Below are 17,163 nucleotides of genomic sequence, written 5' to 3'. Positions count from 1 at the left end.
GGGCCACGTTCAGGATGGTGTTGTCGAGGCTGACGATCAGCAGGCTCATGCAGCAGATGGCGAGCACGAGCCAGGGCCGCGGTCGAGCGCGGAGCCGCATCCGGTCAGCGCGGTCAGCGCGAGGACCAGGGCGGTGGCGGGCAGGAGGATGGTACGACGGGACGTCACAGGCGTTCTCCGGAGATACCGTTCTGGGTGGATGCCGCCCGTCACCGTAGCGCACCGTGGTCGAACGGAGGTCCGCTTTCCGGCCGGGAGAGGAAGGGGTCCGGGCCACCGATACACTCACACGGTCCAACCACCGCAGGTCATCAGGAAATCCGACCGGTACGGCAGCGTGCCGCCGGCAAGGGCACGAGGGAAACAGAACATGGTCGAGGCCTCCCCCAAGGTCGTTGTGGTCGTCCCCACGTACAACGAGCGGGAGAACCTGCCGGTCCTCGCTGGCATGCTCGCCGAGCTCCCGGTGCCCGATCTGCACCTGCTGGTCGTCGACGACAACTCACCCGACGGCACCGGCGAGATCGCCGACAAACTCGCCGCGGACTCCGACGGCACCGTGGGCGTGCTGCACCGCACCGAGAAGGACGGCCTCGGCCGCGCCTACCTGGCCGGCATGGCCAAGGCCCTGGACGAGGGCGCGGACATCGTGGTGCAGATGGACGCCGACCTCTCCCACCCGGCCTCGGCGATACCCGCGATGGTCGAGGCGCTGCTCACCGAGGACACCGCCGTCGTACTGGGCTCCCGCTACGTCGACGGCGGCTCGACCGCCGAGGAGTGGCCCTGGCACCGCAAGGCGCTCTCCGCCTGGGCGAACCTCTACGTCAACGCGATCCTCAGCCTCGGCGTGAAGGACGCCACCGCCGGGTTCAAGGCCTGGCGGGCCGACACCCTGCGCGCCATCGACCTGCCGACCGTGCAGAGCAACGGCTACTCCTTCCAGGTCGAGATGAACTACCGGGTCGTCAAGCAGGGCCTGACGATCCGCGAGGTGCCGATCCGCTTCGAGGAGCGGATCGAGGGCGCGTCCAAGATGAGCATGGGCGTGCAGGTCGAGTCCGCGCTGGCCCCCTGGAAGCTGCGCTTCAACCGCGAGGGCTAGCGGGCACGGGCGGGAGCGCGGCCGACCCCGATGCGGTCGTACGGGTGCCGGACGGCCCCGGGGGCGGTGTGAACGGCGGATGCGGGGAAGAAGGGCGACATGGCCCTTCTCCCGGAGAAACTCGCGGACCTGGTCCGCCGCGGCGCCCGAGAGCCCTTCGTGGTCCAGACCGTCCGGGCCACCTTCGCGGCCACCATCGCCTACGTGGTGGCGACGCGGCTGAGCAGCGAGCCCGCCCCGCTGACGGCGCCGCTGACCGCGCTGCTGGTCGTCCAGGTCACCGTCTACTCGACCCTCAAGATGAGCATCCGCCGCGTCAACTCGGTGGTGGTCGGAGTGCTGATCGCGATCGGGTTCAGCGCCGTGGTCGGGCTCTCCTGGTGGAGCCTCGGGCTGATCATCCTGGCCTCGCTGGTCGTCGGCCGCTTCGTGCGGGTCGAGGAGTTCGTCCAGGAGGTCGCGATCAGCGCGATGCTGATCCTGGGCGTGACCAAACTGGCCTCGCAGGCCTGGGACCGGGTGCTGGAGACGCTGATCGGCGCCGCCGTCGGCCTGCTGTTCAACCTGCTGTTCGCGCCGCCGGTCTGGCTGGACACCGCCGGGGAGTCGATCGAGGACCTCGCCCGCCGGGCCCGCCAGCTGCTGCTCGACATCTCCGAGGAACTGGGCCGCCCCACCCCGGTGGCCCGGGCCGCCGAGCGGCTGCACGAGGCCCGCAGGCTGGACCAGGCGATCGCCGACGTGGACGCGGCGCTGCGCCAGGCCGAGGACAGCCTGCGGTTCAACCCGCGGATCAGCGAGGGGCTGCTGTCCCGGCTGGTGCTGCGCACCGGGCTGGACACCCTGGAGATCTGCGTCGTCGTGATCCGGGTGCTGGCCCGTTCGCTGACCGACCTGGCCAAGCGGCGCGGGCCCCAGGAGCGGCTCTTCCCGCCGGACGTCGCGGTGGGACTGGAGGAGCTGCTGGCGCACGTGGGCGGCGCGATGGTCAGCTACGCGGTGCTGGTCACCACCCAGGTGAGCCGCAACGCCGAGGAGGCCGAGGAGCGGCTGACCGCCGAACTCGCGGCGGCCTGGACGTGCCGGGAGAACGTCGCCCAGGCGCTGCTGCGCAAGGTCCAGGAGCACCCGGAGGCCTGGCAGTTGCACGGTTCGATACTGGCCGAGGTGGACCGCATCCTGGACGAGATGGACCTGGAGCACCGCAGCCGGCGGCTGATGGAGGAGCTGGACCGGGCCTCGGTGGCGAACCGGGAGCGGTTCTCCCGCTACGCCGCGCTGCGCCGGCTGCTGCGCGGCGAGCGGGTCCGCGGCGGGCGCAGGCCCGTGGAGACGGAGCGCCCGGCGGCGTAGGCCGGGCGCCGTCGCGGGGCCTCGGGTCCCGGCCCCGGGGTCCCGCCCCCGGATCGGGCGGCCGGGCTGGGCCGCCGGGTGGGTCAGGGCATCAGCCAGGGCTGCTGCGGCAGCGGGTGGCCGGTCTCCAGGTAGGTCTTGAGGTTGGCGAGCACCGCCGACCAGCCCTGCTCCGCGTCCGCCCGCGCGGTCTCGTCGGCGAGGTTCTCGTGGGTCACGGTCAGCCTGGTGAGGTCCTGCCAGCCCTGGATCTCCATGGTGACCCGGGAGGGCCAGCCGCCGCGCTCCTCCTGCGGCCCGGCCCAGGTGGTGACCAGCAGGTGCGGGCGGTCGACCGCCTCCACGGTGCCGATGACGTCGGCGATGCCGGAGCCGTCGGTCCGCTGGTGCTCCCAAGGCGCGCCGAGCAGCCAGGTGGAGACGTTGCGATGGCCCCAGTAGAGCCCCGACTCGTCGGCGTTGGTGAGCGCGTGCCAGACCCGCTCCGGCGTGGCCCGCAGGTAGGTGATGCCGCGGTGGCTGAGGGGGGCGGTCACGCGCTCACCCCTCGGCCGCGTCGAGCAGCGGTTGGATCTCGATCTTCTGCATCCGCAGCATGGCCGCGAAGACGCGGTCCGCCCTGGCCCGGTCCTCGCCCGCGACCAGGTCGAGCAGCACCCGGGGGGTGATCTGCCAGGAGAGGCCGTAGCGGTCCTTGAGCCAGCCGCACGGGCCGGGCCGGCCGCCGTCCGCGGTGAGTGCCGTCCAGAGCCGGTCGACCTCCCGCTGGTCTTCGCACTCCACCTGGAGCGAGATCGCCTCGGTGAAGTGGAACTCGGGGCCCCCGTTGAGGGCGACGTACGCCCGGCCGGCGAGCTCGAACTCGACGGTCATCACCGTGCCCGCCGGGCGCGGGCCGGAGTCGCCGTAGTGGGTGGTCCTGGTGACCCGGGAGTCGGGGAGCAGCGAGGTGTAGAAGGCGGCGGCCGCTTCGGCCTGGTCGTCGAACCAGAGGCAGGTGGTGATTTTCTGCATGCGCCCGACGGTAACGGCGCGGTCCGTCGGCGCGGCCGAGCCACGGCCGGGGGTCACCGGATCGGCGCCCCCGGCCGGCGGTCCCCGCGTCAGTGCACCCAGCCCGCGTAGCGCTGGACGAAGCGCCGGCCGGTGTGGGCGGTCACGACGACGTCGTAGCGGCCCTGCTGGTCCAGCGGCCAGGCCAGGTCGGCCTGCTTGCCGGGCTTGACCCAGACGGTCTGCGCGGTACCCGCGAAGTCGTTGGGCGCGGCGGTGAAGGCCACGTCGGTCATCCCGTCGTTGGCCACCTGCAGGGTGAGCTTGCGGTTGCCCCGCAGGTCGGCGGTGACGATCGGCACGCCGATGTCGTTCTGGCCGTCCTGGCCGTCGCGCACCACGGTGCCGGCGAAGCGCCGGACGAAGCCGTCCGGGCCGTGGACGGTGAAGTCGTAGCGGCCGCCGGTGGCGGCGGCGTCCCAGACGTACCGGGCGGTGGCGCCGGGGGCGACGGTGTACGGGGTGCCCGCGAAGGGCAGCAGGATGTTCGGGTAGACGGTGTACGGGAACGCCACCGAGCCGTCGTTGCTCATCGCGCAGGTGACCTTGCCGGTCTTTCGGTCCACCTCGACGTCGGCCCACGGCTGGTACGGCAGCGGGCGGTGCGGGCGCTCGCCGCGCTCCTGGACCGGCATCGCCTGGGCGCCGACCGCCGGGAGCGCGACGCCGGGCAGCTCGGTGCCCGCGTCGGCCCTGGCCATCAGGGCCTTGGTGTCGGGCAGCACCGGGATCGAGTGCTCCGGAGCGGCGAAGTCGAAGCAGCTGGTGAGGTCTCCGCAGACGGCCCGGCGCCAGGCCGAGATGTTGGGCTCGGCCACCCCGGTGACCAGCTCCAGGAAGCGCAGCACCGAAGTGTGGTCGAAGACCTGGGAGTTGACCCAGCCGCCGCGCGACCAGGGCGAGAGCACCCAGAGCGGCACCCGGTTGCCCAGGCCGATGGCCCGTCCCTGGGTGAACTCCTCGGGGGTGCCGGGCTCGGGGGTGGGCGGCACCATGTGGTCGAAGTAGCCGTCGTTCTCGTCGTACATCACCAGGAAGACGGTGTGCCGCCAGACCTCCGGGTTGGACATCAGCGACTGCAGGGCCTGGTCGACCCAGTGCGCGCCGTAGGCCGGACCGGCCTCCGGGTGCTCGGAGAACAGGTAGGGCGCGACCAGCCAGGAGACGGTCGGCAGGGTCCCGTCCTTGCAGTGGCGGTCGAAGTCGGTGGGGTCGAACCTGGTCATCGCGTTGACGTACCGCGGGTCGTCGTGCGGGAAGGCGTGGAACTGCTTGAAGTAGGAGAGGGCGTTGTCGTCGTAGTCGCCGGTGCGGTCGTCCTTGCTGGGGTTGTGGTAGACGCGCCAGCTGACTCCGGCCGCCTCCAGGCGCTCGGCGTAGGTGGTCCAGTCGGCGACGGGGTTGTCGGTGACCGGGGTGTTGTCGATCCACGGGCCGGTGGTGCCGTCCCGGCCGGGCCCCGCGGTGCCGGTCCACAGGTAGAGGCGGTTGGGGTCGGTCGGGCCGGCCAGCGAGGTGAAGTAGGCGTCGCAGACGGTGAACGCGTCGGCCAGGGCGTACTGGTAGGGGATGTCGTCCCGGGTGAAGTAGCCCATGGTGCGCTCGCCCTTGGCGGCGATCCACTTGTTCATCGCGCCGTTGTTGATGGCCTGGTGGCCGGTGGCCCAGTCGTGCGGCAGGCCTCCGGCGTTCTGCGCGTTGTACTTCGCGGTGTCCATCCGGTACGGCAGCATCGCGCCGCCGTCGCTGCGCCGGCTGTCGGGCTGGCGGAACACGTCGGTGCCGTCCGGGAACTGGAGCGCCTGCTTGTCGCCGAAGCCGCGGACGCCGGCCAGGGTGCCGAAGTAGTGGTCGAAGGAACGGTTCTCCTGCATCAGGACGACGACGTGCCGGACGTCCTTGATGGTGCCGGTGAGCGGGGCGCCGGGAGCGGCGGCGGGGGCCGGGGCACCGGGGGCCGGGGCGGCTGCGGCCCGGGCGGCCGTCAGGCCGGTCAGTGCGGTGGCGCCGGCGGCCGCGGTGGCGCCCACGAAGGTGCGGCGGGAGAGCTCGGGCATGACGAACTGGCCTCTCGGGGCTGGTGGTTGGGGAGCCGGTGAGCTCAGAGCTGGAAGGTGGCGACCGCGGCGGCGGTGTCGGAGGGCCACTCGTTGGCGGCGGAGCCGGGCTCGGGCTGCGGCCAGTCGGCGACCAGGGTGTGCGCCTCCACCAGCTTCAGCGGACCCGCGTACTGCACGTAGTCGACGCGGTCCTGAGGCTCGGGGCGGTCACCGCGCCGCTTGCGGGTGGGCGACCAGGTGTGGCCCGGGGCCTTGACCGGGTCGCGGTTCTCCTCGCGGAAGGTGTCGGTGAGTCCGGCGCCCTGCAGGGCCACGGTGACCGGCCAGGCGAGCGCGCCGACCCCCTGGTGGGCGGCGGCGGTGGCGGCCGTCCAGTCCCGGTGCGAGGGCGAGGAGAGCGCGCCGGCCAGCACCACCGGGACGCGCCGGGCGATGTCCGCACGGACCGCGGCGGCCAGCGCCCTGGCCTGCCTCAGCCGCAGCGAGCCGTTCTCCGCGGCTTCCACCTCGGCGGCGGACCGGCCGTCCTGGACGGCGTACGGGCCGTAGCCCGTCTCGTCCAGGTGGGCGGCCCAGAACCGAACGCTGCGGCCGCCGGGCAGTCGCAGGGTGGCCGCGGCGGCGGGCAGTTCGGCGGTCACCGGGGTGACGTCGGCGAGCGGGTGGCGGCTGAGGATGCCGATGCTGCCCGGGCTCTGGTAGGCGTACCAGCCGAGGGCGTCGGCCAGGGTCTTGGCCCGCTCCCCCGCGGTCTCCTGGAGGGCCAGCACGTCCAACCCCTGGGCGAGGACCACCCGCAGCTGCTTCTCCAACGCGTCGGTGTACGCCGAGCCCGCGTCGTGCAGGTTCCAGCTGGCGGCCTTGAGGCGCGGCGGGGCGGCCGGGTCCACCACCGGGACGAGGACGGTGACGGTGTCGGTGGCGCCCGCGCTGTCCTTGACGCCGACGACCACCGGCTCGGGGTTCTTGCCCGGGGCCGCGGGGGCGGTGCCGGTGAGCGTGCCGTCGGCACTGACGGAGGCCCAGGCCGGGCCGCCGACCTTGCGGTAGCCGGCGGAGCCGGCCGGGTTGCCGGCCGGGCGGGACCAGAGGCCGCCGATCCTGACCGTCACCGCGGCGCCCGGGGCGACGGGCGTGGCGGTGAACGCGTCGACGGCGGCGTGCGGGCGGACGACGGCGGGCTTCGGGCGGAAGCTGAACGGCTCGGTCCTGGCGAGGATGCCATAGCCGTCCTTGGCCAGCAGGTAGGCGGTGTACGGGCCGCCGGTCAGCGCGGAGGTGTCGAGCTGGACGTCGCCCGAGGCGGCGGCGGTGTACTTCCACAGCAGCGAACCACCGGTGCCGGGCCGGCGGTCGCCGTCGTAGATGCCGACCCAGTTCTTGGCGTCGGGGGCGTCGGTGGTCCAGTGGAAGGTCAGCCGGTCGCCTTCGGTGGGGTTGTTGGAGGAGCTGAGCGTCAGGGCGCTGCCTGCGGCCACGGTTGTCCTGTCCGCCGCCCGGCGCCGGATCCGCCGGGGGACGGTTCGCCGGGGCCGGGTACGGCTGGTCACGGAGACTGGGAGAAAGGGAGCGCGCCACAGTTGGCTGTACAACTGCGGGCGGCGCCCTCATTCACCCGAAGACCGGCGACCGGGGCGTGAACGACGCGTGACGGAGTGTCGGGCGGCGTGGGAACTTCGGTGGGCGGCGGTGGTTCGGGGGCGACACGGACGCGCGGGCGGAGCCGCCCCGGCGGAGGTGCGGGCAGAGGTGCCGGCGGACGCGCGGGCAAAGGTACGGGACAAGGGCCTTCCGCCGCCCTGCCGCGAGCACGCGACGGGGGCTGCGGCGGAGCGATCCACCGCAGCCCCCGTCGGGCCGTACTCCCGAACCCCGTGCCGCCGGTCAGGCCAGGGCGAGGAAGAGCTTCTCCAGCTCGGCCTCGCTCATCGGCGGGGCACCCTCGTCGGCGGCGGCCATGCACTGGCGCATGCCACTCGCGACGATCTTGAACCCGGCCCGGTCGAGCGCGCGCGAGACGGCGGCGAGCTGGGTGACCACGTCCTTGCAGTCCCGGCCCGCCTCGATCATCGCGATCACTCCGGCCAACTGGCCCTGCGCGCGGCGCAGCCGGTTCAGGACCGCGCCGACCGCCTCCTCGTCCACCTGCATGTCGGGGCCGCCTTTCACATCGACTGTCGATGGACAAGTGTACCCGGCGGGGTATTCATTCCCGGGTGGCGAACGCCGTGCCTGCCCGGTGACTCCCGGGCAGGACACACCCCGGGAAGGGGCGGGTGCGACGCGACATCGGGTACGACGCGGCGACGGGTGAAGCCTCACCCATGGGTACGGCTCGGTGGGCGGGCGCGGTTCAGCGACGGGCCAGGCGGCGTTCCCCGCCGGCGCCGGTCGCGTAGGGGAGCTCGTAGTGGGCGAACACGGCGGGCTCGTCCTCGGCGGGCAGCACGTCGTCGGTGCCGATCGACGGGGCCTGCTTGACGTGGTTGCGCGGGTACGCCACCCGGAGGTAGTCCGGCCCGGCCACCGCCCCGTCCAGCGGGACGAACACCAGTCGGCGCCGGCCGGCGAAGCCGACCGTGACGGTGGCGAAGAACGGCTCGTCGCTGGCCGTCTCCACGTAGACCGACTCCAGTGAACCGATGCGGTGGCCCTTCTCGTCGACCACGGCGTGGCTCCGCCACTCACGGATGTCCGCCATCGCGATGCTCACGGCCCGACCTCCCGTCCCGGCTGTTCCGCCACTGTTCCACTGCTCCGGCTTCCCATCCTGCGCCGGGAGCGGCGGGCGCGCGCGGCGGGGCAGGGCGCACCGGCCCGCCGCCCCGGGTGGAGGGGAGCCGACGAAAGGGACATACGGGGGTGACCCGACCAACCCGGCGCCAGGGTCATGACCTGGGCTTTAGGCTGTCCGCCAGCAGGGCCGGAGTTGATCGTCAGTGGTGTCTGGTCGGAAGGAACCGCAGCCGTGGGATACGAGAACATGTGGGAGTCCGGCGAGGCCGGGATGCCGGCCGACCTGCGGCCCGACGTGCCGCACCCGGCCCGGATGTACGACTACTACCTCGGCGGGAAGGACAACTTCCCCGCCGACCGCGCCGCCGCCGAGAAGGCGCTCACCGCCAACCCGGAGTTCCGCTCCACGGCCCGCGCCAACCGCGGCTTCCTCACCCGGGCGGTACGGTGCGTCGCCGACCTCGGCATCGACCAGTTCCTCGACGTCGGCACCGGCATCCCCACGGTCGGCAACACCCACGAGATCGCCCAGGCGGCCCGGCCGGGCGCACGGGTCGCCTACGTGGACAACGACCCGATCGTGCTCAGCCACGCCCGTGCCCTGATGGCGGGCTCGGGCCCCGGCCGCACCACCGTCATCCGGGCCGACCTGCGTGAACCCGCCGCCCTGCTGGACGCCGTCCGGGCGGAGCGACTGCTGGACTTCTCCCGCCCGGTCGGACTCGTCCTCGCCGCCGTCCTCCACTTCCTGCGCGACGAGGACGAGCCCCACCAGGCCCTCGCCACGCTGCTGGACGCCCTGCCCTCCGGCAGCCACCTCGTCCTCTCGCACGGCACCGCCGACTTCATCCCGGCCGAGATCCGCGACCGGGTCACCGGCGTCTACGACAAGGCCACCGCACCCCTCGTGGGCCGCTCCTGCGCGGAGGTCGAGGCGTTCTTCGACGGCCTCGACCTCCTCGACCCCGGTGTCACCACCGTCGCCCTCTGGCGTCCCGACACCGTCCCCGCCCGGGGCGCCGACCGCGTCAGCATGTACGGCGCGGTGGCCCGCAAGCCCTGAGACGCGAGCCGGACGGCCCCCCGTCCCGACGGGGTCCATCGGGCATCACGGGGTCCGTCGGGCGTCACGGACCCGGCCCGTCGGCGCCGCCACGGCCGGGCCCGCCGGGTGCGGGCCCGCGCCCGGACCGCTCAGACGGGACGGCCGGGCGGGACCAGGCCGGTCTGGTAGGCGATCGCGACGAGCTGGGCGCGGTCGCGGGCGTCGAGCTTGGACATCGCCCGGTGGACGTGGGTGCGGACGGTGAAGGGGCTGACGAACATCCGCTCCGCTATCTCCTCGTTGGTGAGGCCGGTGGCGGCCATCGACATCACCTCGCGCTCACGGGCGGTGAGGACCGACAGCCGCTCGCTCGTGGAGGTGCCGGACGCCGGCTCCGGCTGGGCCAGGAACTTGTCGATCACGGCCCGGGTGGCGGCGGGTGAGAGCAGCGCCTCGCCCGCCGCGACGGTGCGGACGGCGGCGAGCAGTTCCTTCGGGTCGGCGCCCTTGCCGAGGAAGCCGCCGGCGCCGGCCCGCAGCGCCTGGGCCACGTACTCGTCGATCTCGAAGGTGGTGAGGATGAGCACGCGGGTGCCGGACAGCTCCTCGTCACCGCAGATCTCGGCGGTCGCGCCGAGGCCGTCGGTGCCGGGCATCCGGATGTCCATGAGGACGAGGTCGGGCTTGGTGGCCCGGGCGAGTTCGACGGCCTCCCGGCCGTCGGCCGCCTCGCCGACCACCTCCATGTCCTCCTCCGCCTCGATCAGCAGGCGGAAGGCACCGCGCAGCAGGGCCGGGTCGTCGGCGAGCAGTACCCGGATGGTCATGCGTGGTCCCTGTCCTCTCGGACCGCGCCGCCCGCTCGGGCGGCGCGGTCCTGTCCTTCGGCTGGTGTCGCTTCGGCTGGTGTCGCTTCGGCCGGTGCCGGGCGATCGGTGCGGGCAGTGCGGGCGGCCTGGGCGGCGCGAGCGACGTCGGCGGCGGTGAGGCCGCCCGTGGCCTCGGGGCCGTCGTCGCGGGCTCCGGTGCGCAGCGGCAGTTCGGCCGTGACCAGGAATCCGCCGTCGGGCCGACGGTCGGCGCTGAGCCGGCCGCCGACCGCGCCGGCCCGCTCGCGCATGCCGATCAGCCCGAAGCCGTTCTCGCCCGGCGGGTGCTGGGCCCGGGGGACGGCGCGGGGGCGGCCGGGCGTGGTCGGGCGGCGGTTGGCGACGCTGACCGCGACCCGGCTGCCGGTGTAGGCGAGGGTGATCTCGGCGTCGGCGCCGTGGGCGTGCTTGGCCACGTTGGTGAGCGCCTCCTGGACGATCCGGAAGGCGGTGAGGTCCACGCCGGGCGACAGCGGGCGGGCCTCACCCTCGACGGTGAGCCGGACCGGCAGTCCGGCCCGCTCGAAGGTGTTGATCAGCTCGGGCAGCCGGTCGAGGCCGGGGGTGGGTTCCAGCGGGGCGGGCTCCTCGGCGCGGCGCAGCAGGCCGACGGTGGCGCGCAGTTCCTGGAGGGCCGAGCCGGTGGCGTCGGTGATGTGGCTGAGCACCTCGCGGGCCTGGACGGGGTGGCTGTCCATGAGGTGGACGGCGATGCCGGCCTGGGCGTTGGCGAGGGCTATGTGGTGGGCCACGACGTCGTGCAGGTCGCGGGCGATCCTGATGCGCTCGTCGGCGACCCGCCGGAGGGCCTCCTCCTCGCGGGTGCGTTCGGCGCGTTCGGCGCGTTCCTCGATGGCCGCGAGGTGCGCGCGGCGGTTGCGGATGGAGTCGCCGAGGGCACCGGGCAGCAGGGCCCAGGCCAGGACGCTGATCCGTTCGCCGACCGGGCCGCTGGGGCCGAACAGCAGGGAGATCCCGGTGAGCAGGACGGCGGTGAGGACCGAGGCGCGGAACGCGGTGGCGCGGTCGGTGCGGACGGCGAGGAAGTAGAGCGCGAGCAGCAGCGGGGCGGCCAGCATCGGGGTGAGCCGGGGGCTGCTCCAGGCGAGCAGCATGGTGCAGAAGAGCGTGACGGCGAGCACGGCGCGCGGGCAGCGGCGGTGGAAGAAGACGGCGACGGCGGCGATGAGCGCGAGGGCGCAGGTCGTCGGGTCGGCCTTGATGAACCGCCCGGCGGTCTGGTCGGTGGTGGCGCCGAGGGCGGTGATCGTGAGCAGGGCCACGCCGCCGGCGGCGTCGAGCAGCCGGGGGTGGTCGCGGCGCAGGCGCTGCCAGGTGTCGCTCATGGTCGTGCTCTCCGGGTCGGGGTGCCCTGGCCGCACCCTCGCCGGGCCACGCCAGTTCGTGCCGCGCCGGCCCCGGTGGGGGGCGGCGGGCCGGGTCGGGGGCCTCCGCACGGGCGGTGGCCCCCGACAGCAACGGTAACGGTTGGGCTCGAACCGGTGTCCGGGCCGATTCGAGCCGGGCCAGGCCCGGGCAGTGCCCGGACCTGGCCGCGGTGGTGCCGGGCCGGGCCCGGACGAGTGCCGTCCTAGACGGTGACGGACTCGCGGGCCGGGGTCGGCTCGGGGGCGGTGGTCGCCAGCTTGCTGCCCTCGACGTCCACGTCCGGTATCAGCCGGTCGAGCCAGCGCGGCAGCCACCAGGCGCGGCGGCCGAGCAGGGCGAGGACGGCCGGGACGACCGTCATCCGGACGATGAAGGCGTCGAAGGCGACGGCCGCGGCGAGGCCCAGGCCCATCATCTTGATCATGGGCTCGCTCATCCCGATGAAGCCGGCGAAGACGGCGATCATGATGAACGCGGCGGCGGTGACCACCCGGGCGTTGTGGCGGAAGCCGGTGACGATCGCCTCGCCGGGCTCCTCGCCGTGGACGAAGCCCTCACGGATCCGGGTGACCAGGAACACCTCGTAGTCCATGGCGAGGCCGAAGACCACACCGATCATGAAGATCGGCATCATACTCATCACCGGGCCGGTCTGCTCCACGCCGATCAGATCGGCCAGCCAGCCCCACTGGAAGACCGCGACCACCGCGCCGAGCGCGGCGACCACCGAGAGCAGGAAGCCGAGGGCCGCCTTCAGCGGGACGAGGACGGAGCGGAAGACCACCATCAGCAGCAGGACGGCGAGGCCGACGACCACGGCGAGGTAGGGCACCAGCGCGTCGGACATCTTCTGCGAGACGTCGATGTTCATCGCCGTGGTGCCGCTGACCAGGACCGTCGCCCCGGTGGCCGACTTCAGGCCGGCCGCGTCGTCACGGATGGCGTGCACGATGTCCTTGGTCTCGGCCTCGCTCGGGCCCGTCGCCGGGACGGCGTTGAGCAGGGCCGTGTCGCCCGCCGGGTTGAACATCGGCGGCGTCACCGCGACGACCCCGGGCAGGGCGGAGACCTTCTTGGCGACCTCGCCCGCGGCGGCCTTCGGGTCGGCGACGCCCTTGGCGTCCACCATGACCGTCAGCGGGCCGTTGAAGCCGGGACCGAAGCCCTCGGAGAGCAGGTCGTAGGCGCGGCGCTGGGTGGTGGAGGTGGGCTTGGACTCGTCGCCCGGCAGGCCGAGGCGCAGGTCGAGCGCGGGGGCGGCGAGCACGCCGAGGCCGATCACACCGCCGAGCAGTACCGCGAGCGGGCGGCGCAGGATGAAGCGGGCCCAGCGGGCGCCGCCGTTCTCCTTCGCGACCGGGGCGGCGGCCGCCGCGCCACGGGCCTTTCGGGCCTTGCGGGGCAGCACCTTGCGGCCGAGGAAGCCGAGCAGCGCGGGGACCAGGGTGAGGGCGACCAGCACCGCGATCACGACCGTGCCGGCGGCGGCCATGCCCATCTTGGCGAGGATCGGGATGCCGACCACGGAGAGGCCGGCGAGCGCGATCACCACGGTGAGGCCGGCGAAGACCACCGCGGACCCCGCGGTGCCGACGGCCCGGCCCGCCGCCTCCTGCGGCGTGCGGCCCTCGGCGAGCTCGGCGCGGTAGCGGGAGACGATGAACACCGCGTAGTCGATGCCGACCGCGAGGCCGAGCATCATCGCGAGCGTGCCGGTGGTGGTGGAGAGTCCGAGGGTGCTGCCGAGCGCGGTGATCAGCGCCATGCCGAGGCCGACGCCGACGACCGCGGTGAGCAGCGGCAGGCCGGCCGCGACCAGCGAGCCGAAGGTGATCACCAGGACGACGGCGGACAGCGCCATGCCGATCGCCTCGCTGCTGCCGCCCGCCTCGGGCTTGGCCATCAGCGCGGTGCCGCCGATCTCGACCTTGAGACCGGCGTCCCGGCCGTGCTGGGCCGCCTGCTCCAGGGTGTCGGTGGCGGCCTTGGACACCTCGCCGGCCTTGGCGGAGTAGTTGACCGTCGCGTAGGCGGTGGTGCCGTCCTGGGAGACGGCGCCCTGCATCTTGAACGGGTCCACCGCGGCGGTGACCTGCTCGGAGTGGGCGAGCTCGTCGACCGTCCGCTCGACCACCTGCTGGTTGGGGCCGGCAGTGATCTTCTGGCCGGAGGGGGCGACGAACACCAGGCGCGCCGAGGCCCCGTCGGCGTGGCCGCCGGGGAAGCGCTCGTTCATCAGGTCGAAGGCCTTCTGCGCTTCCGTGCCGGGCATCGCGAAGCCGTCGTCGGGTGCGGCGGGCGCCTTGGCCGCCAGGACTCCGACGGCTGCCAGCACGGCGACCCAGAGGAAGGTCACCAGCCGGCGCCGGACGAAGGCCCATCGGCCCAGGCGGTAGAGGAACGTGGCCACGGGAGAGCGGACTCCTTCGGATGCTGTTCTCGGAAACGGGTGGTGCCACGGCCGGCCGGACGCCCTGGTGGACGCGGTCCGCCGCAGCATGACCAATCCTTGATCGCCGACCCCTGCTCCGTCGTCGTCCCTGCGCAGGCCGTTTGCGTACTGCGGACGCAGTAGGGCCCTCCCCCGCACGGAGGAGGGCACGCCCTACCCCGGAAGCAGTGCCCGGACCTGCGACGGAAGCAGATCCGGTCACCCGTGCGGGCGGCGACGGCGGGCCGCGGACCGGTGGGCGAAGTAGCGTGATGTGCCTGACCCGTCCGCTGACGTGCGGTTCGGGATGATCCGACCCGATCGGTGCTGCTTTCGCAGCCCGCCGCCGGAGGTGCCCATGGGCGTTCCAGCCGCCCGCATCGTGTTCGACGAGAGCGACCGCGCGGCCGTCGCCGAAGCGGTGACGGAGATGCTCACCACCGGCGCGCTGACCCTCGGTCCGTGGACCGAGCGCTTCGAGCAGGCCTTCGCCACCGAGCACGGCGCCTCGCACGCCGTCGCGGTGAGCAGCGGCACGGCGGCGCTGGAGGTGATCCTGCGCAGCATCGACGTCCGGGGCCGCGACGTGGTCGTCCCCGCCGTCACCTTCTACGCGACCGCGGGGGCGGTGGTGCACGCGGGCGGGCGTCCGGTCTTCGCCGACGTCGACCCGGCCACCCTCGCGCTCTCCCCCGAGACCCTGGCGGCGGCGCTCACCCCGGACACCGCCGCCGTCGTCCTGGTGCACATCGGCGGGCTGGTCGGCCCGCAGGTCGACGCGGTGCGGGCGCTGTGCGACCGGCACGGCGTCCCGCTGGTCGAGGACGCCGCGCACGCCCACGGCAGCAGCTTCGACGGGCGCGCCGCCGGGACCTTCGGCCTGGCCGGGGCCTTCTCCTTCTACCCGACCAAGGTCACCACCAGCGGCGAGGGCGGCATGATCCTCACCGAGTCGCCGGAGCTGCGCGACGAGGCCCGGGTCTACCGCGACCAGGGCAAGGGCTCCTTCACCACCAACCACCACGTGAAGCTCGGCTACTCCTGGCGGATGAGCGAGCCGCACGCCGCGATCGGCGCGGTGCACCTGCGCCGGCTGAAGGAGTTCATCGAGACCCGCCGGGCCGTCGCCCGCCGCTACGACGCGGCGCTGGCCGGGCTGGACGGCCTCGACCCGGTGCTCGAACCGCCCGGCTGCCGCGGCAACTACTACAAGTACGTGGCGCTGCTGCCCTCCGGCGTGGACCGCGCGGCGTTCAAGCGGGCGGTGGCCGAGGAGCACGGGGTCCGGCTGTCCGGCGAGGTCTACGACCTGCCGCTGCACCTCCAGCCGGTGCTCGCCCCGTACCGGCGCGAGGCGCTGCCGGTGGCCGAGGACGTCTGTGCCCGGCAGGTCTGCCTCCCGGTGCACTCCGACATGACCGAGGACGAGACGGAGCAGGTGGTCGACGCCGTCTGCGCGGTGTACCGGCGAGTGGCCGGGTAGCCGGAGCGAAGGGAGCAGGATCGTGCGGATAGCCGTCACCGGGGGGTGCGGGTTCATCGGCTCACACGTCGTGGACCACCTGATCGCGGCCGGCCACGAGGTCCTCGCGGTGGACACCACCGACAAGTACCTCAACCCGGACGCCGAGCACGCCCGGCTCGACGTCCTCGACCTCAAGGCCCTCACCGCGGCACTGGCCGGCAGCGAGGTGGTCTACCACCTGGCCGCGATGGCCGACGTCGAGCAGGTGTCCGCCGACCCGGTCCGCGCGGTGCGGACCAACATCGACGGCACTGAGGCCGTGCTGGAGGCCGCCCGGCGCAGCGGCCTGAGCCGGACCGTGCTGGCGAGCACCGTCTGGGTCTACGGCGCCGCCCTCGCCGACGGGCAACTCGACAGCGGCGAGCAGGAGTTGGACGAGCACGTGCCGATCGAGCTGGAGCACAGCGGCCACCTGTACGTGGCCACCAAGCTCGCCGCGGAGATGCTGGTGCACAGCTACCGCGAGCTCTACGGGCAGCACTTCACCATCCTGCGCTACGGCATCCCGTACGGCCCCCGGATGCGGGACGAGCTGGTCGTCGCCCGGTTCGTCCAGGCCGCGCTGGCCGGCCGGCCGATCACCATCGCCGGGGACGGCCGGCAGAGCCGCAACTTCGTCTACGTCGAGGACCTCGCGGACGCCCACGTCCGGGCCCTGTCCCCCGCCGCCGAGGACCAGACCTTCGCGCTGGAGGGTTCGACGGCCGTCTCGGTGCGGGACATCGCCGACACCGTGGACGGGCTGCTGGGGCCCGTCACCATCGAGCACATCGACGGGCGCAAGGCCGACTACGCGGGGCGGCGGATCTCCTCGGCGCAGGCCAAGCGGCTGCTGGGCTGGTCGCCGAGCACCAACTTCACCGACGGCGTGCGGCGGTACGCGGACTGGTACCGGGCCGCCGTCGGCTCGGCCGCCGGCGGCTGACGGGGCCGCCCGATGCCGCACGCCCTGCTGGTCTCCGGCTCACTCGGGCAGGGGCACGACGTGATGGCGCAGGCCTGCGCGGACTCCCTGCGGGAACGCGGCTGGACCACCCGCACCGTCGACGCCATGGCCCTGCTCGGACCGCGCTCGGGCGCCGCCGGGGAGGCCGTGTTCCGCCGGCTGCTCGACCTGCCCGGGGTGTACGACGCCTTCCACTTCTCGGCGCTGCGGCCCGGTGCCCGGCTCGCCCTGCTCGCCGACGCGGCGGCCCGCGGCCGGCTGCTCCCGGCGCTGCGGGAGCTGATCGAGGCGCAGCGGCCGCAGCTGGTGGTCTCCGTGTTCGCCACCGCGACCTCGGCGGTCAACCGGCTGCTGCGGCAGGCGCCGGAGCGGGGGTTCCGGCACTTCGTGTTCTGCACCGACGTGACGCCGCACCGGCTCTGGGTGCAGGAGGGGACGGACCTGTTCCTGGTCACCTCGGAGGTCGCCGCGTGCGCGGTGCGCCGCTACCGGCCGGACGCCGACATCGCCGTCCTGCCGGCGCCGCTGCGGCAGCCCTTCTACCGGCCGCCGGAACGGGCCGCCGCCCGGGCCGAGCTGGGCGTGCCGGCGGGCGCCGGGTGCGTGCTGCTGATGTCGGGCTCCTGGGGGCTGGGCCCGATCGCCCGCACC

14 protein-coding genes and 1 pseudogene are annotated in these 17,163 nt (G+C 73.7%); 6 read left to right on the top strand and 9 right to left on the bottom strand.

The window, feature by feature from the left end; translation table 11 throughout:
* Window positions 1–370: 370 nt before the first annotated feature.
* Together AB0E96_RS25300 and AB0E96_RS25295 are read left to right on the top strand one after the other, a co-directional pair.
* Window positions 371–1,105 carry a polyprenol monophosphomannose synthase gene (locus tag AB0E96_RS25300; RefSeq protein ID WP_359827572.1) on the top strand — a complete coding sequence of 245 codons (735 nt, stop codon included), beginning with the start codon at window positions 371–373 and terminating at the stop codon, window positions 1,103–1,105.
* Window positions 1,106–1,204: 99 nt separating this feature from the next.
* Complete coding sequence (locus AB0E96_RS25295; RefSeq protein WP_359827571.1) at window positions 1,205–2,458, top strand: aromatic acid exporter family protein; 1,254 nt, start codon at window positions 1,205–1,207, stop codon at window positions 2,456–2,458.
* 83 nt (window positions 2,459–2,541) lie between these two features.
* Here the strand turns inward: AB0E96_RS25295 and AB0E96_RS25290 are convergent, their stop codons facing one another.
* The 6 genes from AB0E96_RS25290 to AB0E96_RS25265 all read right to left on the bottom strand — a co-directional run bounded on the left by AB0E96_RS25290 (window position 2,542) and on the right by AB0E96_RS25265 (window position 8,272).
* Window positions 2,542–2,994 (bottom strand): SRPBCC domain-containing protein, encoded by a 453-nt coding sequence (locus AB0E96_RS25290; RefSeq protein WP_359827569.1) that lies wholly within the window; start codon window positions 2,992–2,994, stop codon window positions 2,542–2,544.
* Between the two features lie 4 nt (window positions 2,995–2,998).
* The gene (locus AB0E96_RS25285) at window positions 2,999–3,472 is read right to left on the bottom strand and encodes a VOC family protein (RefSeq protein ID WP_359827568.1); all 474 of its coding nucleotides are present in this window, start codon (window positions 3,470–3,472) and stop codon (window positions 2,999–3,001) included.
* 89 nt (window positions 3,473–3,561) lie between these two features.
* Window positions 3,562–5,568, bottom strand: coding sequence for a phosphocholine-specific phospholipase C (locus AB0E96_RS25280; protein ID WP_359827566.1), 2,007 nt, complete (start codon window positions 5,566–5,568; stop codon window positions 3,562–3,564).
* A 44-nt stretch (window positions 5,569–5,612) separates the two neighbouring features.
* Window positions 5,613–7,049, bottom strand: a complete 1,437-nt coding sequence (locus AB0E96_RS25275) for a hypothetical protein (RefSeq protein WP_359827565.1) — start codon at window positions 7,047–7,049, stop codon at window positions 5,613–5,615.
* A gap of 406 nt (window positions 7,050–7,455) precedes the next feature.
* Complete coding sequence (locus AB0E96_RS25270) at window positions 7,456–7,722, bottom strand: metal-sensitive transcriptional regulator (RefSeq protein WP_359827563.1); 267 nt, start codon at window positions 7,720–7,722, stop codon at window positions 7,456–7,458.
* A 202-nt stretch (window positions 7,723–7,924) separates the two neighbouring features.
* A complete protein-coding gene (locus tag AB0E96_RS25265; RefSeq protein ID WP_359827573.1) occupies window positions 7,925–8,272 on the bottom strand; it encodes a PRC-barrel domain-containing protein in 348 nt (115 codons plus the stop codon).
* 267 nt (window positions 8,273–8,539) lie between these two features.
* Here AB0E96_RS25265 and AB0E96_RS25260 point away from each other — a divergent pair, with 267 nt between their 5' ends.
* Window positions 8,540–9,370: an SAM-dependent methyltransferase gene (locus tag AB0E96_RS25260; RefSeq protein WP_359827562.1), complete on the top strand. Its 831-nt coding sequence runs from the start codon at window positions 8,540–8,542 to the stop codon at window positions 9,368–9,370.
* 131 nt (window positions 9,371–9,501) lie between these two features.
* Here the strand turns inward: AB0E96_RS25260 and AB0E96_RS25255 are convergent, their stop codons facing one another.
* From AB0E96_RS25255 to AB0E96_RS25245, 3 genes are all read right to left on the bottom strand, one after another.
* Window positions 9,502–10,179, bottom strand: a complete 678-nt coding sequence (locus AB0E96_RS25255) for a response regulator transcription factor (protein WP_359827561.1) — start codon at window positions 10,177–10,179, stop codon at window positions 9,502–9,504.
* Window positions 10,176–11,567, bottom strand: coding sequence for a sensor histidine kinase (locus AB0E96_RS25250; protein ID WP_359827560.1), 1,392 nt, complete (start codon window positions 11,565–11,567; stop codon window positions 10,176–10,178). The genes AB0E96_RS25255 and AB0E96_RS25250 overlap by 4 nt, the downstream gene beginning before the upstream one ends.
* 245 nt (window positions 11,568–11,812) lie before the next feature.
* Entirely contained in the window at window positions 11,813–14,020 is a 2,208-nt protein-coding gene (locus AB0E96_RS25245) for an MMPL family transporter (RefSeq protein ID WP_359827559.1), read from the bottom strand.
* Between the two features lie 379 nt (window positions 14,021–14,399).
* On the opposite strand from AB0E96_RS25245, the gene AB0E96_RS25240 reads away from it, so the two are divergent.
* The 3 genes and pseudogenes from AB0E96_RS25240 to AB0E96_RS25230 form a co-directional block, all read left to right on the top strand.
* Window positions 14,400–15,524 carry a DegT/DnrJ/EryC1/StrS family aminotransferase gene (locus AB0E96_RS25240; protein WP_359827558.1) on the top strand — a complete coding sequence of 375 codons (1,125 nt, stop codon included), beginning with the start codon at window positions 14,400–14,402 and terminating at the stop codon, window positions 15,522–15,524.
* Window positions 15,525–15,546: 22 nt separating this feature from the next.
* Window positions 15,547–16,491, top strand: coding sequence for an NAD-dependent epimerase/dehydratase family protein (locus AB0E96_RS25235; RefSeq protein WP_359827556.1), 945 nt, complete (start codon window positions 15,547–15,549; stop codon window positions 16,489–16,491).
* A gap of 12 nt (window positions 16,492–16,503) precedes the next feature.
* Window positions 16,504–17,163 (top strand): annotated as a pseudogene (locus tag AB0E96_RS25230) (hypothetical protein); the annotation flags it as partial.

The sequence above is a fragment of the Kitasatospora sp. NPDC036755 genome (assembly GCF_040636595.1).
In the GTDB taxonomy this organism is placed as follows: Bacteria; Actinomycetota; Actinomycetes; order Streptomycetales; family Streptomycetaceae; genus Kitasatospora.
Note: the sequence above shows the minus strand (reverse complement) of the source record. Positions and strands in the feature narration are given on the sequence as shown.